This is a genomic window from Stenotrophomonas sp. STEN033 (genome assembly GCF_056856655.1).
In genome coordinates this window covers 58,860-81,918 of record NZ_JBXFWM010000007.1, presented here as the reverse complement: position 1 = coordinate 81,918, position 23,059 = coordinate 58,860, and the positions used below count along the sequence as shown (strand labels likewise).

The window sequence follows — 23,059 nt, the reverse complement described above, 5'->3', positions numbered from 1 at the left end:
TACAGTGGCATCGCTCATCACTGCACGGCTTGTGCCGCGCCCACAACGCTCAGTCCTCCAGCATTTCCATCCACGCTGCCTCGGCCTGCTCCAGCTGCTGCGCCAGCACTTCACGTTCGCTGCCCAGCTTGGCCATTTTGGCCGCGTCGGCGTAGTTGGCCGAATCCGCCAGTTGCGCGTCCACCGCCGCCAGCGATGCACCCAACTGCTCGACCTTGTTCTCGGCCGCTTCCAGCTTGTGCGGGTTGACCGGCTTCTTGTTGGAAGCCGGTTTGGCCGGGGCAACCTGCGCAACAGGTGCGGCCGCTGGCTTTTCCTGGCGATCACTCTTGTTGCGTGAACCCTGCGCACTGGCGCGCGTACGCAGCCACTGCGCGTATTCGTCCAGGTCACCGGCAAACGGCTCGACCACGCCATCGGCCACGCGCCAGAACGTGTCGCAGACCAGGCCGATCAGGTGGCGATCATGCGACACCATCACGATGGCGCCTTCAAACAAGGCCAGCGCTTCGGCCAGCGCTTCGCGCATTTCCAGGTCAAGGTGGTTGGTCGGTTCGTCGAGCAGCAACACATTGGGCTGCTGCCAGGCGATCAGCGCCAGCGCCAGACGCGCACGCTCGCCACCGGAGAAACCATCCACGGTCTCGAACGCACGGTCGCCCGGGAAATTCCACTTGCCGAGGAAGTCGCGGAACGACTGGTTGACGCCGTCCGGCGAGATCTCACGGAAGTGATCCATCGGCGTCATGCCGGCGTGCAGCGATTCCACCGTGTGCTGGGCGAAGTAACCGATCTGCAGGTCCGGATGGGCCATGCGGTCACCGCCGAGCAACGGCAGGTCACCGACCAGTGACTTCACCAACGTGGTTTTACCCGCACCGTTCGGCCCGAGCAGGCCGACGCGCTGGCCGGCCTCCAGGCCGAAGCCGACATTGTCCAGGATCACCGCGTCCGGGCCGTAACCGGCAGTGACGTCGTTGAGGCGGATCAGCGAGAACGGCAGCTTGGCCGGCGGCGAGAACTCGATGCGGAATTCGCGCTCGGCGCGCACCGCTTCGGTGCCGGCCATCTTGGCCAGGCGCTTCATCCGGCTCTGCGCCTGGGTGGCCTTGCTGGCCTGCGCCTTGAAGCGGTCGATGAAGCTCTGCAGGTGGGCGCGCTCGGCCTGTTCCTTCTCGTGCGCGATCTGCTGCTGGCGCAGGTGCTCGGCACGCTGGCGCTCGAAATCGGTATAGCCGCCCGGATAGAGCTTGGCACCGCCACCGTGCAGGTGCAGGGTGTGGGTGGCGACGTTGTCGAGGAACTCGCGGTCATGCGAGATCAGCAGCAAGGTGCCCGGATACTTCAGCAGCCATTGCTCCAGCCAGTAGACCGCGTCCAGATCCAGGTGGTTGGTCGGTTCGTCGAGCAGCAGCAGGTCGCTGGGCATCATCAGCGCGCGCGCCAGGTTCAAGCGTGCGCGCCAGCCGCCGGAGAACGCCGACACCGGGCGATCATGCGTCTCGGCCGGGAAGCCCAGGCCGTGCAGCAGCTTGCCGGCACGGGCTTCGGCGTCGTACGCACCCAGCTCGGCCATCTTCTGGTGCGCATTGGCGACCGCTTCCCAATCCTCGCGCTCGGCGGCGGCGGCTTCTTCAGCCAGCACGGCGGCGACCACGTCGTCACCACCGAGCACGAAGTCGATGGCGCGGTCGGGCAGCGCCGGGGTTTCCTGGGCCACATCGGCGATGCGGATCTTGCCGGGCAGCGACACGTCGCCCTTGTCGGCTTCCAGTTCACCGCGCACGGCGGCGAACAGGCTGGATTTGCCTGCGCCATTACGCCCCACCACGCCTACGCGATAGCCGGCATGCAGGGTGAGGTCTACGTTGGACAACAGCAGGCGCTCGCCCCGGCGGAGGGCGAAATTACGAAGGGAAATCATGAATGGGTCCGTTATAACGAAACGGAATGTGCATGTGAGCAGCATTCCTGCGACGTAATTCTAACGTTAACCAATACTTGACTCACGTCCTGTTATCGCACGCGCCTGAACGGCATTGCCTGACAAGGGCCAAGTACTCGCATTGCCAAATCGCCTTTGCTGAACTGAAAAAGCTTTCAAAAGCAACAATTTAGCTGCGTCATCCGGTTTGACACGAGGTAAAAATTCCATTAATTCGTTGATGGCGCACCGCAACAGCCGCGAACCCCACGCGCCGCCGATGCCGCCACTCAATACCGGAGCTGCAACCTGATGAATCGCACGTCCAGCACCCTCGCCGTCGCCATTGCCATCGCCCTTGGCGCCCCGGCCCTCCCCGCCTTCGCCCAGACCGCTGCCAACACCCTGGATACCGTGATCGTCACCGGTACCCGCGTGGCTGACCGCACCGTGGCGGAGTCGCAGTCACCGATCGACATCATCACCCCGGAAGCCCTACAGTCCACCGGCACCGGCGAGTTGGCCACCGCACTGTCGCGCGCCCTGCCCTCACTGAACTTCCCGCGCCCGGCCCTGACCGACGGCACCAGCGGCATCCGCCCGGCGCAGCTGCGCGGGCTCTCGCCTGACCAGGTGCTGGTGCTGGTCAACGGCAAGCGCCGCCACACCTCGGCGATGATCAACGTCAACGGCAGCATCGGCCGTGGCTCCTCCGCGGTGGACATCAACGCGATTCCGATCGCCGCCATCGAACGCGTCGAAGTACTGCGCGACGGCGCCTCGGCCCAATACGGCTCCGATGCCATCGCTGGCGTGGTCAACATCGTGCTCAAGGGCAGCGGCAAGGGCGGCAGCCTGGCCGTGGATTACGGCCAGTACTCGGCCGGTGACGGCAACAAGTACCAGCTCTCCGGCGACACCGGCGTCAGCTTCGCCGATGGCCGTGGCAGCGTGCATTTCGCCGGCCAGGTCAGCCAGCAGGACGAAAGCAACCGCGCAGGCCCTTATCAGGGCACCACCCCGAATACCGGCAACTTCCCGTCCATCGGTGAGAAGACCTTCGTGGTCGGCGACCCGCGCGTGGACGCCACCGCCGCCTCGGCCAACGCCAGCTTGAACTTCAGCGACAACATCAGTGCCTACGCCAGCGCCCTGCTGAGCAACCGCGACATCACCTCGTTCGCGTTCTACCGCTCGCCCAACCACAGCGGCCAGACCGCGCTGTTGGCGCAGACCTACCCGGACGGCTATGTGCCGCAGATCAACCAGTACTCCAAGGACCGCTCGCTGGTGGCCGGCGTCAAGGGCAATACCGAGAGTGGCTGGACCTGGGACGTCAGCCTCAACCACGGTGAAAACACCCTGGATTTCCACACCCGCAACAGCATCAACTACAGCCTGGGCGTGAACAGCCCGACCTCGTTCTACGACGGCACGCTGAAGTACCAGCAGGACATCTTCAACGCCGACCTCACCAAGTCGCTGGACTGGGGCCTGGCCTACCCGGTCACGCTGTCCTTCGGTGGTGAGTACCGCCGTGAGAAGTGGGAGCAGACCGCTGGCGAACTGAACTCCTATACCGGTAGCGGCGCGCAGGGCTTCGGTGGTTTCACCCCGACCAACGAAGTGCACAACGATCGCCACAATTACGCCGTCTATGCCGGCCTGGAAGCCGACCTGACCGAGAAGTTCTCCGCCGGCCTGACCGGTCGCTACGAGGACTACTCGGACTTCGGCGACAAGTTCTCGGGCAAGTTGTCGGCGCGCTACGCCTTCACCGACAAGGTCGCGCTGCGCGCTACCGCATCCAGCGGCTTCCGCGCCCCGTCGCTGGCCCAGCAGAGCTACCAGGCGGTCACCAGCACCATCATCAACGGCAGCTTCGTCGACCGCGGCACCTTCCCGACCACCAGCGCTGCCGCACAGGCGCTGGGTGCCAGCCCGCTCAAGGCCGAAAGCTCCACCTCCTACAGCCTTGGTCTGGTGCTGCAGCCGGTTGATCGCCTGTACCTGACCGTCGATGCCTACCAGATCGACATCGATGACCGCATCGTGCTGTCCACCAACATCACCACCAATGCCGCCGCCAATGCGTTGTTGGCCGGGCTGGGGCTGCCGCAGGTCACCGCGTTCTCCTACTTCACCAATGGCGTGGACACCCGCACCCGCGGTGTCGATGCAGTATCCAGCTACACCCTCCCGTTCAGCGCCAGCAGCCTGGAGCTGACCGCTGCCTACAGCTACAACGAGACCGAGGTGAAGAAGTTCATCGCCTCGCCGGCGGTGTTCGGCAGCCTGGGCATCACCCAGTCGCTGATCGGTCGCGACGAGATCGGCCGCATCGAGGACAGCTTCCCGCGTGACAAGGCCATCGTCAGCGGCACCTGGCGCTCGGACCGCTGGGAGCTGGGTCTGTCGGCGACCCGCTATGGCAGCTTCACCGTGCGCAACTCGGCCACGGCTGCCCGCGACCAGACCTATGACGCCAGTTGGGTAGTGGACGCCTCGGCCAGCTTCAAGCCCAGCGAGAACTGGAAGCTGACCCTGGGTGCGGACAACCTGCTGGACCAGTACCCGGATCGCACCGCGGACCTGCAGAACTCGACCTGGGGCATGCTGCCGTACAGCAACTACTCCCCGTACGGCTTCAACGGCGCTTACGTATACGGCCGTATCAGCTACACCTGGTAAGACTGTTTTGACGTCGTGAAAGGAAGATGCCCCGGGGCGACCCGGGGCATTTTCTTTTGCCGGCTCGGCAGAGGCTTACCCCTCCCCAGCCCTCCCCTTCGCTGCGCGAAAGGGAGGGGGCAGTTCATGCGGGCTGCAGGGTTCTTCCAGCTTTTGCTTTGGCGCCCTCCCTTTCGCGCAGCGCAGGGGCGGGTTGGGGAGGGGTGCCCTGGCGTTTGCTGTTGCCCTCACAAGCAAGCACCACAAACCCACAGCCCCACCTCGCTCCTTAAAAAAAACCCAGATTTTTCATGCATTTCCCCTCACCAAACCGCGCATCACCTTTAGAATCGAAGCACCCCACCCCCTGCTGCGAGCCCTGATGCACCATGACACCGCCCTGATCAACATGATTGCCATCGGTCTGGGCCTGGCCTTCGTGCTTGGCGCCCTGGCCAACAAACTGCGGCTGTCGCCGCTGGTGGGCTATCTGATTGCCGGTGTCATCGTGGGGCCGTTCACCCCGGGCTTTGTCGCCGACCAGGCGCTGGCCAACCAGTTGGCCGAGATCGGGGTGATGCTGCTGATGTTCGGCGTCGGCCTGCACTTCTCCTTGAAGGACCTGATGGCGGTCAAGGCCATCGCCATCCCCGGTGCCATCGGCCAGATCCTGGTCGCCACCCTGCTGGGCTGGGGCGTGGCCACGCTGATGGGCTGGCCGGCGCTGCACGGGGTGATCTTCGGCTTCTCGCTGGCCACCGCGTCCACCGTGGTGTTGTTGCGGGCCATGGAGGAACGCCGCTTGCTGGAAACCACGCGCGGCAAGATCGCGGTGGGCTGGCTGATCGTCGAAGACCTGGCCTGTGTGCTGGCGCTGGTGATGATGCCGGTGATTGCCGAGGTGTTCGGCCCCGAGGCCAGTGGCAAGGCACTTTCGATTGGCGGCCTGCTGGCCTCGATCGGCTGGACCTTCGTGCAGTTGGGCCTGTTCGTGGCAGTGATGCTGGTGGTTGGCCGGCGGGTGATTCCGTGGGTGCTGGAGAAAGTGGCCGGCACCGGTTCGCGCGAGCTGTTCACCCTGTGCGTGCTGGCCATCGCGCTGGGCGTGGCGTTTGGTGCGGCGGCACTGTTCGGAGTCTCGTTCGCGCTGGGCGCGTTCTTCGCCGGCATGATGCTCAACGAGTCCGAGCTCAGCCACAAGGCTGCGCATGATCCGCTGCCGCTGCGCGATGCGTTCGCGGTGCTGTTCTTCGTTTCGGTCGGCATGTTGTTCAACCCGATGATCATCGTCGAGCACCCCTGGCAGGTGCTGGCGACGGTGGTGATCATCATGTTCGGCAAGTCGGCCGCCGCCTTCTTCATCGTGCGCGCCTTCGGCCACTCCAAGAGCACCGCGCTGACCATCTCCGCCTCGCTGGCGCAGATCGGCGAGTTCGCCTTCATCATCGCCGGGCTGGGCGTGGCGCTGAAGATCCTGCCGCCTACCGGGCAATCGCTGGTATTGGCCGGTGCACTGGTGTCGATCATGCTCAACCCGGTGGTGTTCGGCCTGCTCGACCGCTGGCAGGCACGCCACAAGGAAACCGCGCCGGTGCCGGAAGTGCCGGACATCCCGCCCGGTCCGTCGCTGGACCTGCACGACCACGCCATCGTGGTCGGCTATGGCCGGGTCGGCAGCGAGCTGGCGCAGGTGCTGCGTGACCGCGGCGTGCCGGTGCTGGTGATCGACGACAACCGCGAGCATGTGGAACGCGCGCACGCCGCCGGCATCCCCGGCATCCGCGGCAGTGCCGCCTCGGACAAGGTACTGGCCGAGGCACACCCCGAGCGCGCCACCATCGCCGTGCTGGCCATCCCGCAGCCGCTGGAATCCGGCGAGGTGCTGGCCAAGCTGCGCGCCATCAACCCCAACCTGACCCTGTTGGCGCGTGCCCACAGCGATGCCGAGGTCAAGCATCTGCTGGAGCATGGCGCCGACGGCACGGTGATGGCCGAGCGCGAGCTGGCCTACTCGCTGGCGGAAATGATCATGTCCACCCCGCCCTACCGCAGCCTGCGCCGCAACGTGCCTCAGCCGGCGGCCAGCGGCACGTAGATGTCGGCGCGCAGGATGGCCTCGGGAACGTCCTCGGGGTCGTCCAGGAAGTGATAGTGCATTGGCGCGTCACGCAGCGCATGGCCGCTGCCCGGCAACCAGTCACGCAGCAACCGGTCGGTAGCGTCCTCAAGCAGGGAGTAGCTGCCGACATGATGCAGGCGCGCCATGCGCCCGCCCCCCAGCTGCAGGCGCTGCAGTGATGCCGGCAAGGCCGGCAGCTCGGCATCCAGCGCCAGCGCGCAGTCGAACAGCAGCTCATCGGCAGGCAGCTCGCGGTGGTCGCCCAGCGGCAGGCCGATCAACTGCTGCAGCTGTTCGATCAGGCCCTGCTCGGCCGCCCAGCCGAACAGTTCGCCGAACACACCATCCAGATCGTCGAAGGCACCCCGGGCACGCAACGCGACCACCTCGAACGGCTCCAGGGTGATCACTTCCACGCTCAGCGGCGCGGGAGTTTCAGCCACCGGCAGCGGCCGCGACAGCTGGGCGATGCAGGCGACCAGTCGCTGCGGATCGTCGCGCAGTTCGCTGGCACTGGCATCCACGCTTTCGCGCAGCACCCGGGCCAAGGCCTGCGGGGTGTCGTAACCGGCCAGCAAGGCGATCTCGGTGACACTGGCCGCGCTATGCGCCAGACGCTGCAGCGCCTTGACCAGCCGCAGCCGCTGCACCGTGCGGCCTACCGTTTCACCGGTCAGCGCGCGGTAGACGCGATGGAAGTGAAACGGCGAGTAATGGGCGATGGCCGCCAGCGCCTCCAGGTCGGGCAAGGGGCCGCCGGTATCGACGGCCTGCTGCAGACAGGCAATGACCCGGTCCAGGCGTGGCAGCTGTGCGGCATTGGCTTTCATTGCATCGTCTCCGTGGAAGTGGCGGCTATTGCAGCGCGCCTGCTCAGCGCTGGCGTTTCCGATCTTGCGCAGGCGCCGGCCCGGCAGCAGGCATCCCCGCCAGATAGTCCTGCAGCAAGGCGATGGCCTGGCGCACCTTGGCCGGTTGGGTCTGGCGATGTGGTGTCACCGCCCAGGCCGGCAACGCTGGCACTTCCCAATCCGGCAACAGGCGCTGCAGGTGGCCGTCAGCCAACAGCGGCGCCGCATCCAGGCTGGTCAGCACCGCCACCCCCAAGCCGGCCTGGCATAGCTGCAGGACCGCCGGCTGATTCTGGCTGGCGATGCGCGGATGCGCCGGCACCAGCCGTTCCTCGCCGCTGTCACGGTGTTGCCAGACCAAGCCGGGCACCTGCGGCACACCCAGCCAATCGGCGGCGGGTACCTGCAGCGGATCGGTGGGCATGCCGTGGGCCTGCAGCCACTGCGGCGACGCGCAGGGCCAACGCTGCAGGCTGCCCAGACGCTGCGCCATCCAATCACTGTCCGGCAGCTGGCCAAAGCGCAGGGCCAGGTCGATGCGCGCCTGCAACAGGTCGGTCCAGCCGTCGTCGAAGAACAGGTGCAGGCGCAGCTGCGGGTTGTCCTGCAACCACGCACCCAGCGCCGGCCCGATATGCGCGGCCATGCCCAGCGGCGCCGACAATCGCAGTTCGCCGCTGGGGGCCTGGCGGGCAGCCGACAGTTCTGCCGCCGCCTCCCCGGCCGCATCCAGCAAACGCGCGCAGGCCGCGTAGTAACGGCTGCCCACATCGGTGAGGGCCAGCCGTCGGGTAGAGCGGTGCAACAGCGCCACCCCGGCTTCCTGCTCCAACGCACGCAGCTGCTGGCTCACCGCCGAGGTGCTCATGCCCAGGGCCCGCGCCGCCGCACTCATCGAGCCGTGCTGCACCACCTGGGCAAACAGGGCCATCCGCTTGAAGCTGTCCATGGGTCACCTCCTTGCGGGCCATTGTGAAGCACAGCTTCAAGGTGATTGTGATTTTTTGCGACTGCCGCGACGGCACGCAGAGGCGGAAACTGGCGCCATTCCCACTTGCAAGGATTTCCCATGAAAGTCGCATTGATTGGTGCCACCGGCTTCGTCGGCAAGGCTCTGCTGGACGAACTGCTGGCGCGCGGCCATGACGTCACCGCCCTGGTGCGTGACCCGGCCAAGCTGGCAAGCCGCGCGCGCTTGCATGTGGTCAAGGCCGATGTGCTCAATGCCGAGGAGGTACGCGCCGGGGTCAGCGGTGCCGACACGGTGATCAGTGCCTACAACGCCGGCTGGGCGAATCCGGATCTATACAACGAGTTCATGCGTGGCACCCGCGCGATTGTGGCCGGCACCAAGGCAGCAGGCGTCAAGCGCTACATCGTGATTGGCGGTGCCGGCAGCCTGTATGCGGCGGACGGCACCCAACTGGTGGATTCCCCCGACTTCCCGGCGGCTATCTATCCCGGCGCCAGCGCCGCGCGTGATGCGCTGAACGAGTTGCGTAATGAGACCTCGCTGGCCTGGACCCAGTTGAGCCCGCCGGTGGCCTTCCATCCGGGCAGTGCAACCGAGCGCACCGGCAAGTACCGGGTGGGCAGCGACACCCCGCTGAGCACGGGCGATGGCCCGGGTACGATCAGTGCGGCCGATCTGGCGGTGGCAGTGGTGGATGAGCTGGAAACGCCGAAGCACGTGGGCAAGCGGTTTACGGTTGCCTGGTAAAAGCTAGGAGCTGAGAGCTGCCCTCACCCCAACCCCTGCTCCGCGCCCCGGCCCTTGCGCTGACGCAAGCGCGTTCAAATGGCTGCGAACCTTTGGTTCGCAAACAGCCCTTCTCACCCCGCATGCGGGAGAGGGGCCAGGATTGCGGCGGCTCGTAGTGCGTTAGCCCCTCTCCCGCTTGCGGGAGAGGGGTTGGGGTGAGGGGAAGCTTCTAACAAGCGAACCCCGCCCTTGATTCTCCTCTGCAGCGTCCAAGCTGGGACTCAAGCCCCAGCCAACGCCTGCTCGAGATCCGCCAGCAGGTCATCGATATGCTCGATGCCCACCGACAGGCGCACGGTGTCCAGCGTTACCCCGGCCTTTTCCAGCTCGGCCTCATCCAACTGCCGATGGGTGGTGGATGCCGGATGCGTGGCCAGTGACTTGGCATCGCCCAGGTTCACCAGTCGCGTGAACAGCTGCAAGGCATCCAGGAAGCGCGCGCCGGCTTCGCGCCCACCCGGCAAACCGAAGGTCAGCACGCCCGAGCCGTGGCCACGCAGGTACTTCTGCACCAGCGCATGTTCCGGATGGTCCGGCAGCGCCGCGTAGTTCACCCAGGCGACCTTTGCATGCTTCTGCAGGTAGTTGGCCACCGCCAGCGTATTGCTGTTGATGCGATCCATGCGCAGCGCCAGCGTCTCGATCCCCTGCAGGATCTGGAAGGCGTTGAACGGCGAAATCGCCTGGCCCATGTTGCGCAGCGGCACCACGCGGGCACGACCAATGAAGGCCGCCGGCCCCAATGCCTCGGTATAGACCACGCCGTGGTAGCTGATGTCCGGCGTATTGAGGCGCGGGAAGCGCGCCTTGTGCTCGGCCCACGGGAAGCGGCCGGAATCGACGATGGCGCCGCCCAGACTGGTGCCGTGGCCGCCGAGATACTTGGTCAAGGAGTGCACCACGATATCCGCACCAAAATCGAAGGAGCGCTGCAGATACGGCGTGGCCACGGTGTTGTCGACGATCACCGGCACGCCATGGGCATGGGCGATCCTGGCGATGGCCTCGATGTCGGTGATGTTGCCGCGCGGGTTGCCGATGGATTCGACGAACACCGCCTTGGTGCGCTCATCGATCAGCGCCGCAAATGCCTGCGGATCGCGGTAGTCGGCGAAACGGGGCTGGATGCCGAACTGCGGCAGTGTGTGCGCGAACAGGTTGTAGGTGCCGCCATACAGCGCGCTGGAGGCGAGGATGTTGTCGCCGGCCTCGGCAATGGTCTGGATCGCGTAGGTGATCGCGGCTTGGCCCGAGGCCAGCGCCAATGCACCGATGCCGCCTTCCAATGCAGCGATGCGCTTTTCCAGCACATCGGTGGTCGGGTTCATGATGCGTGTGTAGATATTGCCCTGCACCTTGAGATCGAACAGGTCGGCACCGTGCTGGGTGTCGTCGAAGGCGTAGGCAACGGTCTGGTAGATCGGCACCGCCACCGCGCGGGTGGTCGGGTCGGGGGAATAGCCGCCATGCACGGCGATGGTTTCAGGCTTCCACTGCGGATCGGTCATCGGGGTGCTCGCCAAGGAGTGACCGCTGACGATAGCCGAGGATGGATGGCAACCGGTGGACGGTTGCAGGGGTTACTTGTGAGGGGGCGTTATTTGCTGATGCCTTTTTGAAACGTGCATCTCTAGCTAGAAGCTTCCCCTCACCCCAACCCCTCTCCCGCAAGCGGGAGAGGGGCTAACGCACTAGCCGCCGACACGATCCAAGCCCCTCTCCCGTTTACGGGAGAGGGGTTGGGGTGAGGGCAGCTTTTAAAGCACTTGAAGCTCCGGCTCTCAGCCCTTGCCAAACTGCAACTGGCCACCGCCACCAGCTTCCACCTTGATGGTGTCGCCGCTGGCGAACTCGCCGGCCAGGATCTTCTGCGCCAGCGGGTTTTCCAACTGGGCCTGGATGGCACGCTTCAACGGACGCGCGCCATAGATCGGATCGAAGCCAACATTGCCCAGCACATCGAAGGCCGAATCCGACACCTCCAGGCGCAAACCACGCTCGCCCAGCCGCTTCTCCAGCCCACGCATCTGGATGCGTGCGATCTGCTTGATCTGCTCCTTGTCCAGCGGATGGAAGACGACGATGTCGTCCAGGCGGTTGATGAACTCCGGACGGAAGTGCGCCTGCACCACGCCCATCACCGCCGCCTTCATCTGCGTATAGGCTTCCGGGCTGTCGTCGCCGCTCATGTCCTGGATCTGGTGCGAGCCCAGGTTCGAGGTCATCACGATGACGGTATTGCGGAAGTCCACGGTGCGGCCCTGGCCATCGGTCAAACGACCGTCGTCCAGCACCTGCAGCAGGATGTTGAACACATCCGGATGCGCCTTCTCCACCTCGTCCAGCAGGATCACGCTGTACGGGCGACGACGCACCGCCTCGGTCAAATAGCCACCTTCCTCGTAGCCCACATAACCCGGGGGCGCACCGATCAGGCGCGACACGCTGTGCTTCTCCATGAACTCACTCATGTCGATGCGCACCATCGCGTCGGGCGAATCGAACAGGAAGTCGGCCAGCGCCTTGGTCAGCTCGGTCTTGCCCACGCCGGTCGGGCCCAGGAACAGGAACGAGCCACTCGGACGGTTCGGGTCCGACAGGCCGGCGCGCGAACGCCGCACCGCGTCGGAAACCACGCGGATCGCTTCTTCCTGGCCAACCACGCGGTTGTGCAGCATATCTTCCATGCGCAGCAGCTTGTCGCGCTCGCCTTCCAGCATCTTGCTGACCGGGATACCGGTCCAGCGCGAGACGACCTCGGCAATTTCCTCGTCGGTCACCTTGTCCTGCACCAGCTTGAAGTCCTTGCGCTCCATTTCCTGCGCGGCCTGCAGCTGCTTTTCCAGGTTGGGCAGCAGGCCGTACTGGATCTCGCTCATCTTGGCGAAGTCCTGGCGTCGCTGGGCGGCTTCCAGATCGAGCTTGGCCTTCTCGACCTGCTCCTTGATCTTGGTTGCGCCCTGCAGCGCGGCCTTCTCCGACTTCCAGATTTCGTTGAGGTCGGAGAACTCGCGCTCCAGCGTGTCGATGTCGGCATCCAGGTCGGCCAGGCGCTTGCGCGAGGCGTCGTCCTTTTCCTTCTTCAGCATTTCGCGCTGGATCTTGAGCTGGATCAGGCGACGCTCCAGCCGATCAAGCTCTTCCGGCTTGGAGTCGATCTCCATGCGGATGCGCGAGGCCGCCTCGTCCATCAGGTCGATGGCCTTGTCCGGCAGTTGGCGGTCCGTGATGTAGCGGTTGGACAGCGTCGCCGCCGCAACCACCGCAGGGTCGGTGATCTCCACGCCGTGGTGCACCGCGTAGCGCTCCTTCAGGCCACGCAAGATGGCGATGGTGTCCTCGACCGTCGGCTCACCCACGAACACCTTCTGGAAGCGGCGCTCCAGCGCGGCATCCTTCTCGATGTACTGGCGGTACTCGTCCAGGGTGGTTGCACCGATGCAATGCAGCTCGCCACGCGCAAGCGCCGGCTTGAGCATATTGCCCGCATCCATCGCGCCGTCGCCCTTGCCGGCGCCGACCATGGTGTGCAGCTCGTCGATGAACAGGATGATCTGGCCTTCGTTCTTGGACAGGTCGTTGAGCACGGCCTTGAGCCGCTCCTCGAACTCGCCGCGGAACTTGGCACCGGCAATCAGCGCGCCCATGTCCAGCGACAGCACGCGCTTGCCGCGCAGGCCCTCGGGCACTTCGTCGTTGATGATGCGCTGGGCCAGGCCTTCGACAATGGCGGTCTTGCCCACGCCGGGCTCGCCGATCAGCACCGGGTTGTTCTTGGTACGGCGCTGCAGCACCTGGATGGTGCGGCGGATTTCCTCGTCGCGGCCAATCACCGGGTCGAGCTTGCCGCTCTCGGCACGCGCGGTCAGGTCGATGGTGTACTTCTCCAGCGCCTGGCGCTGCTCTTCTGCGTTTTCGCTCTGCACGGTTTCCCCGCCGCGCAGCTTGTCGATGGCGGCCTCCACTTTTTTCTTGTCGGCACCGGCAGCGCGCAGGGCCATGCCGGCCGGGCCGCCGTCGTCCACCGCCGCCAGCAGGAACCACTCGCTGGCGATGAACTGGTCGTTGTGCTGCTGGGCCAGCTTGTCGGTGCTGTTGAGCAGGCGGTTGAGATCATTGCCCATCGACAGGCTGCCGGCCTGGCCGGATACCTTGGGCAGTGCATCCAGCGCTTCGGTCAGCCGCTCGCGCAACACCGGCACGTTGACACCGGCCTGGGCCAGCAAGGGCCGGCTGCTGCCACCGGGCTGATCGAGCAGCGCGCTGAGCACGTGCACCGGCTCGATGATGTTGTTGTCACGGCCAACTGCCAGCGACTGGGCATCTGCCAGGGCTTTCTGGAAGTTGGAGGTGAGTTTGTCCATCCGCATGGGTCTTCTTCCTCGATGTTGGGTTGCCAGCACTGCCGGCGATACTGGTTCAGATGCGGTTGCAACGGCGTGATTCAAGGGTGAATAGCCCCCTTGTTCAGCTGCAATCGCAATCCCGTCCCAGTATCACCCGCTGCTGTCGCCGCAACCTTGATCCAACGCAAGCGGCAGCGCGGCTCAGCCGCGCGTGATCGCCGCGCGCAACGCCCGCAGTTGCTGCTTCACCACCTGTTGCTGGCCGGCATCCATGCGCAGCAAGGCTTTCTGCCCGATCGACAGCGATTGCAGGGCCGGGTCGACGAAGCGATAGCGGCCCTTGCCGTCCGGCTCCACCGCCAGCGGACGGGCCGGCTCGGGGGTCTGCAGCAGATGGTCGATCACCGCCACCAGCCTGTCGTTGAAATGGCCGTCGGGATGACCGATATCGCTGTAGGCCTGTTGCAGCAGGGGATAGAAGCGCTTGTAAGCAGCCGCTACCGCCCCCGCATCGGCACGGGTAAAGGCATCCACGTAAGGCGCATAGCGGGTGGCATTGGCGGCTGCCAACTGCTCACCGCCAGCACCGCCCTGCTCCACCTGCAGCGCGCCTGGCAACGGCCGCACCGCCATCGCCGCAGCTGGCAGGCTGGGTTGGGTGAGATTGTCGACATGAACCACCATGCGCTGGATCAGCTGCTCACGCAGCAGCACGGCCAAGGCATCTGCGGGAAACAACCCGTTCAGCGCCTGCCAACTGGAAGCATCGCTGTCGGCCAGAGCCGGCAAGGCCGGGTCAGCAGCCACGTCGAGCGGATATTTCGGCTCGGCCGCTGGTTCGGGCCTAGCCGGCGGTTGGACGGCCGGTGCAGCCGGGCTATCCACCAGCGGAGCAGCGGTTGGCGTTGCCTGCCGCAACTGCGCCACATCATCACGGAACATCCACCATGCAGCGCCGCCTACCGCGACGACGCCAACCACTGCCCAGGGCCACACTGCTTTGCGCTTCTGCATCACTTGCACCTTCGTTGCACGTGATGGTGTGACCCTGTTTATCTGGCAGGGTTCCCCTGCGGTTCAAGCCTCATGCATCAACGCTGTTTCTGCAGCGACATCAGGCCGATCACAACCGCCAGCACCGCGTAGGCAGCGCTCACCTGCAAGGTGATGGCCTGGCGCAGGCCTTCCAGCTGCCACGGCAGGTAGATGCCACCGCGCGGATCGGTGGAATGGATCACGCCGAACGCACTCAGCGCGGCAGCCACGAACAGCAGGCTTACCGCCACGCCAGCGCGGCGCTCGATCAAGGCCACCAGTGCTGCCGCCCAGATCATCGCGCTGATGATGAAACCATTGCCAAGCAGCTGCAGGGTGGCCACGTCCGACAGGCCATGGCCATCGACCACTGCATACAGGGCGGCCGCCGCATCGGGTGCTACCCAGGTGCCGAACTTGATGTTGATCAGGTAGGCGATGGCCGGCAGGAAGGCCAGCGCCACCGCGATCGCGTGCTCGCGCTTGGTCTGCTGGAAGGCCTGCACGGTGATGTCGAGGCCGACGAAGACGATGATTGGTGCCAACACCGCCACCGGCAGCCACTGCACCAACCCGGCAACCACGCCGAGCATGCCGCCGATGCCGATGAACAGGCCGGTCAGCAGCGTGTAACCGGTACGCGCACCCAGGCGCTTGTACGCCGGCTGGCCGATGTACGGCGTGGTCTGTGCGACACCGCCGCAGACGCCGGCGATCAGCGTGGCGATGGCTTCGACCAGCAGGATGTCACGGGTACGGTAATCGTCACCGGCAGCGCGCGCGCTCTCCGCCACGTTGATGCCGCCCACTACCATCAGCAAGCCGAATGGCAGCAGCAACGACAGGTACGGCACGGTCAGCGGCAGGCCTTCGACAAAGCCCAACGTCGGCAGCGGCAGGCCCACAGCAAAGGAGATAGCCGGCGGCCACTGGAATCCGGTCAGCGCACCTACCGCGCCCAGGCCGTAATACAGCACCACACCCACCAGCAGTGCGAACAACACGCCGGGCAGGCGCAACGGCACCACGCCGCGCGCTACCAGCACGTACAGCAGCACGCCCAGTGTGACCAGACCGACCAGCGGCTGGCGCAGGCTTTCGATCAGCGGCAGGAAACCCAGCAGTGTCAGCGCCGCACCACCGATGGAGCCGAGCAGCGCCGCACGCGGCACGTGGCGGGTGACCGCATCGCCAACAAAGGACAGCACCAGCTTGAGCAGGCCCATCACCACCAGCGAGGCCATGCCCAGCTTCCAGGTCAGCATCGCCGCTGCCTGCGGGTCCATGCCCAGTTGCTTGAAGCCGGCAAAGGCCGGGCCCAGCACCAACAAGGCCATGCCGATGCTGGTTGGCGCGTCCAGCCCCAGCGGCATGGCGGTGACATCATCGCGGCCGCTGCGGGCAGCCAGGCGCCGTGCCATCAGCGTATACATCAGGTTGCCGATCAGCACGCCAAAGGCCGTGCCGGGGAACATGCGGCCGAACACCACATCGGCCGGGAACTGGAAGATGCCGACCAGCGCCATCGCGATGAAACCGAGGATGGACAGGTTGTCGACCACTAGGCCGAAGAAGCCGTTGAGGTCACCGGTGACGAACCAGCGTGGGCGGGATGCAGATGCAGAAGAATTCATGGGGGATATCGTCAGGAAAGCGAGGCGATGGTAACGCCGGGAAAATGCGTGCGGATGGAACAGGTCATTCGTTCGTGGGCAGCTTCACCCAGCCCAGCACCGGGCCGCGGCTGGGATTTCGGTAGCGCAACTGCAACCAGCCATCTGCTTCGTCCAACAACTCGACGCGGTCGCCCTTGAGCAGGTAGCGCTTGGTCGAGGTGTCGCCAGCCTTGCTGTACAGCAGCAGCTTGTCCGGCACCACCGACGCGCTGCGGCCCGGCATCGGGGCGTCCTTCAGCGGCGGATCGAAGGCATTCCAGATGGCGGTTTCGAGCCGCTTGCCTGCGGCATCCCAGGTGCTCCACACCGTGAGGATCTCCGCATCGTCCACTTCAGCCAGCGCCAACACCCGCGCGAGCGCTTCGGTGTCGAGGAAGGCATTGCGCATTGAGCGGTACAGGTAAACCTTTTCGCCCGCAAAGCGGTAGATATCGCTGTACCACATCGGCCCGCTACGACAGCTGCTGCTCAACGTGCGTGTGGCCGGGTCCGGGGTCAGCGACCAGAAGCCTTCGCAGCTGATTTCCGGGCCCTCGGGTGCGGCCAACGCGCGGAACTGGCCACTGGCCGGCTCGTACAGGTAAACCGTGACCGATTCGTTGACCTGACCCAGCGTCGCACTGGTGTCCAGATCCTGGTAACCGTCGAAGTTGTAGTCGGCGTGGCCCAGCCGCGTGCCGCCACCTTCCTCGTCCGTGGACGCCGGCAACACCTGCCGGGCCGGTGAGCGGCTGGTGCCCACCTCCACGCTGCCGTCGCCCAGCAAACGCGCATGCGCGCTCACACCGGTTGCGACCTCGAAGCGGATCTCGTCGTCATCTGCCGCGAATGCCGGCGCTGCCAGCAGCGAAACCGCTGCAATCAGCAAACCGCGGGCGGCAGAACGGCAGCGGGACGTGGATATCAGGGACGTCATCGAGAAGCTCATCTGCGGTTGGAGGCTGCCCGCAGGCTAGCCGATCCAGTGCGGATCAGAACGAAACCTCGACCGGCTGCCGCGACCACAGCACCGATTGGTGCTTGGTGGCCTGCTTCCATGCCAGACGGATGGCTTCGATGTCGTTGCGCCGCTGCGGGCTGTCCTCGTGCAGGATCACCAGCACCTTGGTGCGCAACCGGTTGGGCTCGGCCGCGCCACGGAACAGCCACTGGCCGTAAGCATCAAACACGGTCAGGCCATCGGGAAAGCGCGGCGTCACTTCCTTGTCCAGGAAGGCGCGCCACTGCGCCTCGCTGATCACGTCGGTCTGCTCACGTGCCGATGGCCCGGTTTCCTCGCCGACGCCGAAATACAGCTCGCTGCGCGACCAGCCAGCGGCTTCGGCCGGTCGCGCTGCATCGCCGTGCAATTGGGCACTGGGTGCAGGCTCGGCAGCAGGTGGAGCGGCGTGGGCAGCTCCGGCAACGGCAAACAACAGGGGCAACAGGACAGCGTGCAACTTCATGGAAAACCTCCGGACAGGAACGACACGGTGGCATCCAAGGCACCGCAGGGGATATCGCGTTTGGTTATCAACCAATTGCCAGCAGGACTTGCATCCCGGCCGCCGTTAACGCGAAGATAATATATCGCTTCATCCGGATGGATGTAAGTGCTTCCTGAAGCCTTTCCACCATCCGCGCCTCCCCCACGTCCCGCTTTCCCCACAGTTTCTGGAGCTCCCATGTCCCGCCCCACCTCGGCCCCGCTCGGCCTGGCCATCGCGCTGGCGCTGTCTTCCCCCGCTTTTGCCCAGGACGCCCCGCAGGCCACCAACCTGGACACGGTGATCGTCACCGGCACCCGCGCCGTCGACCGAACCGTGCTGGAGTCCACCTCGCCGGTGGACGTGCTCAGTGCCGAGGACATCCGCAAGGCCGGCGTGGTCAACGGCGAGCTGGGCAGCGCGCTGCAGGCGCTGCTGCCCTCGTTCAACTTCCCGCGCCAGTCCAACTCCGGCGGTGCCGACCACATCCGCGCCGCGCAGCTGCGCGGCCTCTCGCCCGACCATGTGCTGGTGCTGATCAACGGCAAGCGTCGCCATAACAGCGCCCTGGTCAACACCGACAGCAAGATCGGCAAGGGCACCACGCCGGTCGACTTCAATGCCATCCCGGTCAGCGCAATCAAGCGCATCGAGGTGCTGCGTGACGGCGCCGGCGCGCTGTACGGCTCCGATGCGGTGGCCGGCGTGATCAACGTGATCCTCGACGACGCGCCGGAAGGCGGCGCCATCGAAGCCAGCTTCGGCGCGCACCACACCGACCTCAAGCCGATCGACCGCACCCTGACCGATGGCCAGACCAGCTACTTCAGCGCCAAGGTCGGCACCGCGCTGACCGATGACGGCGGTTTCCTGCGCGTCGGCCTTGAACTGAAGAACCGCGAAGCCACCAACCGTGCCGGCTTCGACCAAATCCCGCCGTGGGAAGCACAGACCCCGGACAATCTGGCCCTGGCCGGCAAGCGCAATTACTCACTGGGCGATGGCGCCAGCAAGGACCTCAATGCCTGGTTCAATGCCGAAATCCCGTTCGGCGCCGCCTCCAAGGCCTATGCCTTCGGCACCTACAACCAGCGCGATACCGAAGGCGCCAATTACTTCCGTTACCCGGACGGCGAAGCCAACTGGAAGGAGCTGTACCCGAACGGCTACCGCCCGATCTCCGAAGGCGAAAACCTGGATGTGCAGCTGGTGGCCGGTGCCCGCGGCGAACTCGGCGACTGGAACTACGACGCCAGCCTCGACCATGGCCGCAACGAATTCACCTATCGCCTGCGCAATTCGCTCAACGCCTCGCTCGGCCCGACCAGCCCGACCCGCTTCAAGACCGCCGATTTCAGTTTCGCCCAGACCGTGGCCAACCTCGATTTCGGACGCATTTTCGTGCGTGCCAACGACAGCCACAGCCTTGGCTTCGGCATCGAAGGCCGCCACGAGCGTTATGAAACCGGTGCCGGTGACCCGGCCAGCTACGCCGCCGGCCCCTACACCGACCGCCCGACCGGCTCGCAGGCCGGCGGCGGCCTGACCCCGCAGGACGAAGCGCATCTGTCGCGCGATGTGTTCAGTGCCTACACCAGCCTGTCCTCGACCTTCGGCGAGAAGTTCTCCACCGATATCGCTGCACGCTATGAGCACTACGAGGACTTCGGCGGCGAGCTGACCGGCAAGATCGGCGCGCGCTACGCGTTTGCGCCGGCGTTCGCGCTGCGTGGTTCGGTCTCCAACAACTTCCACGCGCCGTCGCTGAGCCAGATCGGCTACGAATCCACTTCAACCGGCTATACCGCCGGTGGCCAGCTGGTGCAGGGCCGCCTGTTGTCGGTCAACAATCCGATCGCGCGGGCGCTGGGCGCAAGCGACCTGAAGCCGGAGAAGTCGATCAACTACAGCCTCGGCTTCACCAGCCAGATCGGCAGCCACTTCGACCTGTCGCTGGACCTGTTCCAGATCGATATCGATGACCGCATTGCTCTGTCGGAAAGCATTACCGGCGATGCGCTGACCGATTTCGTGCAGCAGCAGTTCGGCATCGGCGGGCTGGAAAGCGCGCATTACTTCGTCAACGCCGCCGATACCCGTACCCGTGGCGCCGAATTCGTCGGCAACTGGCGGCAGTCGCTGGGTGACGGTGAGCTGCTGCTGACCGGCACCTGGAGTTACGCCAAAACCGAGTTGAAGAACGTCGTCGCCACGCCCTCGCAGTTGCTGGCACTGAATCCGGACTACGTGCTGTTCGGCGTGGAGGAGAGCAATACGCTCACCGATGCCGCACCGCGTACCCGCGCACAGTTCGCCGCCAGTTGGGCCAATGACAGCTGGTCACTGAGCAGCCGCGTCAGCCGTCATGGCAGCGCCAAGCGCGTCTTCGATTTTGGTGGCGGCTACGTCCCGACCCAGACCTACCAGGCCGAATGGCAGCTGGATGCGGAAGTCGAGTACCGCATCACGCCGCAGTGGAGCGTGGCGATCGGCGGGCAGAACCTGACCGACAACTACCCGGACAAGTCGAACGAAGACATCTACTACTTCGGCAACCTGCCCTATGACGTGTTGTCGCCAATCGGCAGCAATGGCGCCTACTGGTATGGGCGGGTGCGTTTTACGTTCTGATTTTTCGGGGGGATGGCTTTTTAAAAGCTTCCCCTCACCCCAACCCCTCTCCCGCAAGGGAAGAGGGGCTCGGATTGCTCGCGCTCGTAGTGCACTAGCCCCTCTCCCGTTCACGGGAGAGGGGTTGGGGTGAGGGGAAGCTTCTAGCTAATGCCGCTCGAATTCATCCAGCTTTAACAGCACAGAGCGCTCCTTACGCCTGCCGGCGCATTCCAGCCCGGTCATCCATTGCGGAGGCGTATATGTTCGAGTCGTTGATTCGCGAAGCGGCCAACCGCTTTCATCTTGGCGACAACGCAGGGCGCCTGGTGCGCCAGCTTGTCGATGCCATTTTCGATCCAGCCAACGGCGGCTTCGCCGGACTGCAGAAACGATTTACCGACGCAGGCCTCGACGGCCTGTTCTCGTCGTGGATTGGCACCACGCCCGGCGACAACGTCCTGCAACCAGATCAGTTCAGCGCCGGCTTCGGCCAGAACCTGGCCAGCGGCATCGCCAGCAAACTCGGCATTCCCCCTGCCGCGGTGAATATGGCCGGTGCCTGGTTGCTGCCGAAAATCGTCGGCCAATTGACCCAGGGCGGCAGCATCCCCAGCGCGCGCCCGGCCGACTACGACCGATGGTTTGGCACCACAACACCTGCTGCAGGCTATAGCGGCGGTGCCGCCGTGCCCCCGCCAGCCGCATCCGGAAGCTTCTGGAAATGGCTGATTCCGCTGATCATCCTGATCGCAGCGTTCCTGTTGTTCCGCAGCTGCAAAAAGGAGGATGTCACCGCACCACCGCCGGCAGAGCCGGTGGCGACCGCGCCAACTGCTCCCGCATCAGAGCCCGCTGCCCAAGCCAATGCCCGCTTTGGCTTCGAGAACGTGGACGGCAAGGTCATGGTCAACGGCCGGGTTGCCGCCGATGCCGACAAGACGCGGCTATGGGACGCACTCAAGGCCACCTATGGCGAGAGCAACCTGTCCGGTGACATCACTGTCGATCCCGCTACCCTGCCTGCCAACTGGCTGGACAAGCTGATCGCCGCGCTGCCTGAGCTGAAAGCCAAAGGCCTGAAGTTCGGCTTCGATGGCGACAAGCTCAACATCGACACCAGCGGCATGTCCGAAGCCGACCGCTTCGCCGTCAGTGACAAGCTGCGCCACCTGTTCGGCGGCTTCGAGATCAGTGGCCTGTGGGATCGCGCGGCGGCGGCACTGGCAGGGCTCAAGGCCGGTTTCAGCGGCGCTGACCTGGTCAAGGCGCTGAACCTGATGAACATCTACTTCGACACCGGCTCGGCCACCATCACCCGCGACAGCATGGAGACGCTGACCAGCGCCGCCAACGCGATCAAGCAGGCACCGGCTGGTACCAGGATCGAGGTCGGTGGGCATACCGACAACACCGGTGATGCCGCTGCCAACGTGACCTTGAGCCAGCAGCGCGCCGATGCGGTGGTGGCCAAGCTGGCCGAACTGGGGGTTGCCGCCGATACGCTCACTGCCAAGGGCTATGGCCAGGAAAAGCCGCGCGCCAGCAATGACAGTGAAGAAGGCCGTGCGCAGAACAGGCGGATCGAGTTTGCGGTTACCAAGTGATGCTTTGCATTGGGTGAAAAGCAGAAGCTTGCCTTCACCCCAACCCCTCTCCCGCAGGCGGGAGAGGGGCTAGTGCACTACGAGCGCAAGCAATGTGAGCCCCTCTCCCGCACGCGGGAGAGGGGTTGGGGTGAGGGCGCTCTTGAGACACGTAAAGCCAAACCGTTCACCCCAAATGACCTTCCTGTAACAACCGCTGCGGCATAGTGTCCGCATGCTTGATGACCTACAGCGACCGCCACCTCCGGCGCTGGCAGACGACGACGCACTGTTTCTCGACGTGGATGGCACCCTGCTCGCCTTTGCCGACCACCCGGACAAGGTAGTGCCCGATCCCCCACTGCTCACGCTGCTGGCCAGCGTGCAGCAGCGTCTTGGCGGTGCGCTGGCGCTGCTCAGTGGGCGCCCGGTCGGCCAGCTGCAGACAATGTTCGCGCCACTGCAGCTGCCGATGGCCGGGCTGCACGGCGCGCAACTGCTCACCGCCGCCGATGCTGCGCTTGCCGAAAGCGATACCGCCAGCTGGCTGCATGCACTGCACCAGCGCGCGATGCAGCTGGCACATGCCCATCCCGGCGTACTGATCGAGAACAAAGGCCAGGCCTTGGCATTGCATTGGCGCAACGCGCCCGACGCGGGCGCGGCAGTAAGCGCCTTTGCCAATGCCTCGCTGCCGCAGCTGCCCGGCGTGCGCCTGCAACCCGGCAATCATGTGATCGAGTTTGTCGGCAGTGGCCACGACAAGGGCCGCGCACTGCAGCAACTGATGCAACAACCGCCTTTCCAAGGCCGGCGCCCGATCTTCATCGGCGATGACCTCACCGACGAACACGGCTTCCAGGCAGCGCAGCGCGCTGGCGGCCTCGGCGTACTGGTCGGCCAGCGTGGCGACAGCCACGCCCGCTCCGCCCTGCCTGATATCAATGCCGTCCACGCTTGGCTGCGCGCAGCCACTACCTGACCCACCCGGAGGAAACAGCGGCGCCAGCGGCG

At 65.2% G+C, this 23,059-nt stretch carries 15 protein-coding genes; 6 read left to right on the top strand and 9 right to left on the bottom strand.

Features of this window, described 5'->3' with window-relative positions; all coding sequences use genetic code 11:
* Positions 1-49: 49 nt before the first annotated feature.
* Positions 50-1,924, bottom strand: a complete 1,875-nt coding sequence (locus AC1VXC_RS04445; RefSeq protein WP_313174387.1) for an ABC-F family ATP-binding cassette domain-containing protein — start codon at positions 1,922-1,924, stop codon at positions 50-52.
* Between the two features lie 312 nt (positions 1,925-2,236).
* Here AC1VXC_RS04445 and AC1VXC_RS04440 point away from each other — a divergent pair, with 312 nt between their 5' ends.
* Positions 2,237-4,615, top strand: coding sequence for a TonB-dependent receptor plug domain-containing protein (locus AC1VXC_RS04440; RefSeq protein ID WP_481538038.1), 2,379 nt, complete (start codon positions 2,237-2,239; stop codon positions 4,613-4,615).
* Positions 4,616-4,976: 361 nt separating this feature from the next.
* The gene (ybaL, locus tag AC1VXC_RS04435; protein ID WP_481538037.1) at positions 4,977-6,689 is read left to right on the top strand and encodes a YbaL family putative K(+) efflux transporter; all 1,713 of its coding nucleotides are present in this window, start codon (positions 4,977-4,979) and stop codon (positions 6,687-6,689) included.
* Here the strand turns inward: ybaL and AC1VXC_RS04430 are convergent.
* Positions 6,665-7,543, bottom strand: coding sequence for an AraC family transcriptional regulator (locus tag AC1VXC_RS04430; protein ID WP_481538036.1), 879 nt, complete (start codon positions 7,541-7,543; stop codon positions 6,665-6,667). The two genes, ybaL and AC1VXC_RS04430, sit on opposite strands and share 25 nt — an antisense overlap.
* Before the next feature lie 43 nt (positions 7,544-7,586).
* Complete coding sequence (locus AC1VXC_RS04425) at positions 7,587-8,513, bottom strand: LysR family transcriptional regulator (protein ID WP_313399532.1); 927 nt, start codon at positions 8,511-8,513, stop codon at positions 7,587-7,589.
* A gap of 120 nt (positions 8,514-8,633) precedes the next feature.
* Here AC1VXC_RS04425 and AC1VXC_RS04420 point away from each other — a divergent pair, with 120 nt between their 5' ends.
* A complete protein-coding gene (locus AC1VXC_RS04420) occupies positions 8,634-9,284 on the top strand; it encodes an NAD(P)-dependent oxidoreductase (RefSeq protein ID WP_313174396.1) in 651 nt (216 codons plus the stop codon).
* A 263-nt stretch (positions 9,285-9,547) separates the two neighbouring features.
* Here AC1VXC_RS04420 and AC1VXC_RS04415 read toward each other — a convergent pair whose 3' ends face one another.
* From AC1VXC_RS04415 to AC1VXC_RS04390, 6 genes are all read right to left on the bottom strand, one after another.
* The gene (locus AC1VXC_RS04415) at positions 9,548-10,834 is read right to left on the bottom strand and encodes an O-acetylhomoserine aminocarboxypropyltransferase/cysteine synthase family protein (protein ID WP_481538035.1); all 1,287 of its coding nucleotides are present in this window, start codon (positions 10,832-10,834) and stop codon (positions 9,548-9,550) included.
* A gap of 273 nt (positions 10,835-11,107) precedes the next feature.
* Complete coding sequence (clpB, locus tag AC1VXC_RS04410) at positions 11,108-13,696, bottom strand: ATP-dependent chaperone ClpB (RefSeq protein ID WP_481538034.1); 2,589 nt, start codon at positions 13,694-13,696, stop codon at positions 11,108-11,110.
* 177 nt (positions 13,697-13,873) lie between these two features.
* Positions 13,874-14,686, bottom strand: a complete 813-nt coding sequence (locus AC1VXC_RS04405; RefSeq protein WP_481538033.1) for a DUF3014 domain-containing protein — start codon at positions 14,684-14,686, stop codon at positions 13,874-13,876.
* A 77-nt stretch (positions 14,687-14,763) separates the two neighbouring features.
* Complete coding sequence (locus tag AC1VXC_RS04400; RefSeq protein ID WP_481538032.1) at positions 14,764-16,341, bottom strand: hypothetical protein; 1,578 nt, start codon at positions 16,339-16,341, stop codon at positions 14,764-14,766.
* A 64-nt stretch (positions 16,342-16,405) separates the two neighbouring features.
* Complete coding sequence (locus AC1VXC_RS04395) at positions 16,406-17,299, bottom strand: XAC2610-related protein (protein ID WP_481538031.1); 894 nt, start codon at positions 17,297-17,299, stop codon at positions 16,406-16,408.
* 55 nt (positions 17,300-17,354) lie between these two features.
* Positions 17,355-17,828, bottom strand: a complete 474-nt coding sequence (locus AC1VXC_RS04390; RefSeq protein WP_481538030.1) for a DUF3574 domain-containing protein — start codon at positions 17,826-17,828, stop codon at positions 17,355-17,357.
* 219 nt (positions 17,829-18,047) lie between these two features.
* Between AC1VXC_RS04390 and AC1VXC_RS04385 the strand changes: the two genes are divergently transcribed.
* The 3 genes from AC1VXC_RS04385 to otsB all read left to right on the top strand — a co-directional run bounded on the left by AC1VXC_RS04385 (position 18,048) and on the right by otsB (position 23,027).
* Positions 18,048-20,480, top strand: coding sequence for a TonB-dependent receptor plug domain-containing protein (locus AC1VXC_RS04385; protein ID WP_482995007.1), 2,433 nt, complete (start codon positions 18,048-18,050; stop codon positions 20,478-20,480).
* Between the two features lie 242 nt (positions 20,481-20,722).
* The gene (locus AC1VXC_RS04380) at positions 20,723-22,066 is read left to right on the top strand and encodes an OmpA family protein (protein WP_481538028.1); all 1,344 of its coding nucleotides are present in this window, start codon (positions 20,723-20,725) and stop codon (positions 22,064-22,066) included.
* Between the two features lie 214 nt (positions 22,067-22,280).
* Positions 22,281-23,027 (top strand): trehalose-phosphatase, encoded by a 747-nt coding sequence (gene otsB / locus AC1VXC_RS04375; RefSeq protein ID WP_481538027.1) that lies wholly within the window; start codon positions 22,281-22,283, stop codon positions 23,025-23,027.
* The last annotated feature ends 32 nt before the right edge of the window (positions 23,028-23,059 follow it).

What these genes read in the sequence shown, in the direction of transcription:
- AC1VXC_RS04445 (WP_313174387.1), bottom strand. Translation starts at nt 1,924, where the DNA reads ATGATTTCCCTTCGTAATTTCGCCCTCCGCCGGGGCGAGCGCCTGCTG.
- AC1VXC_RS04440 (WP_481538038.1), top strand. Translation starts at nt 2,237, where the DNA reads ATGAATCGCACGTCCAGCACCCTCGCCGTCGCCATTGCCATCGCCCTT.
- ybaL (WP_481538037.1), top strand. Translation starts at nt 4,977, where the DNA reads ATGCACCATGACACCGCCCTGATCAACATGATTGCCATCGGTCTGGGC.
- AC1VXC_RS04430 (WP_481538036.1), bottom strand. Translation starts at nt 7,543, where the DNA reads ATGAAAGCCAATGCCGCACAGCTGCCACGCCTGGACCGGGTCATTGCC.
- AC1VXC_RS04425 (WP_313399532.1), bottom strand. Translation starts at nt 8,513, where the DNA reads ATGGACAGCTTCAAGCGGATGGCCCTGTTTGCCCAGGTGGTGCAGCAC.
- AC1VXC_RS04420 (WP_313174396.1), top strand. Translation starts at nt 8,634, where the DNA reads ATGAAAGTCGCATTGATTGGTGCCACCGGCTTCGTCGGCAAGGCTCTG.
- AC1VXC_RS04415 (WP_481538035.1), bottom strand. Translation starts at nt 10,834, where the DNA reads ATGACCGATCCGCAGTGGAAGCCTGAAACCATCGCCGTGCATGGCGGC.
- clpB (WP_481538034.1), bottom strand. Translation starts at nt 13,696, where the DNA reads ATGCGGATGGACAAACTCACCTCCAACTTCCAGAAAGCCCTGGCAGAT.
- AC1VXC_RS04405 (WP_481538033.1), bottom strand. Translation starts at nt 14,686, where the DNA reads ATGCAGAAGCGCAAAGCAGTGTGGCCCTGGGCAGTGGTTGGCGTCGTC.
- AC1VXC_RS04400 (WP_481538032.1), bottom strand. Translation starts at nt 16,341, where the DNA reads ATGAATTCTTCTGCATCTGCATCCCGCCCACGCTGGTTCGTCACCGGT.
- AC1VXC_RS04395 (WP_481538031.1), bottom strand. Translation starts at nt 17,299, where the DNA reads ATGACGTCCCTGATATCCACGTCCCGCTGCCGTTCTGCCGCCCGCGGT.
- AC1VXC_RS04390 (WP_481538030.1), bottom strand. Translation starts at nt 17,828, where the DNA reads ATGAAGTTGCACGCTGTCCTGTTGCCCCTGTTGTTTGCCGTTGCCGGA.
- AC1VXC_RS04385 (WP_482995007.1), top strand. Translation starts at nt 18,048, where the DNA reads ATGTCCCGCCCCACCTCGGCCCCGCTCGGCCTGGCCATCGCGCTGGCG.
- AC1VXC_RS04380 (WP_481538028.1), top strand. Translation starts at nt 20,723, where the DNA reads ATGTTCGAGTCGTTGATTCGCGAAGCGGCCAACCGCTTTCATCTTGGC.
- otsB (WP_481538027.1), top strand. Translation starts at nt 22,281, where the DNA reads ATGCTTGATGACCTACAGCGACCGCCACCTCCGGCGCTGGCAGACGAC.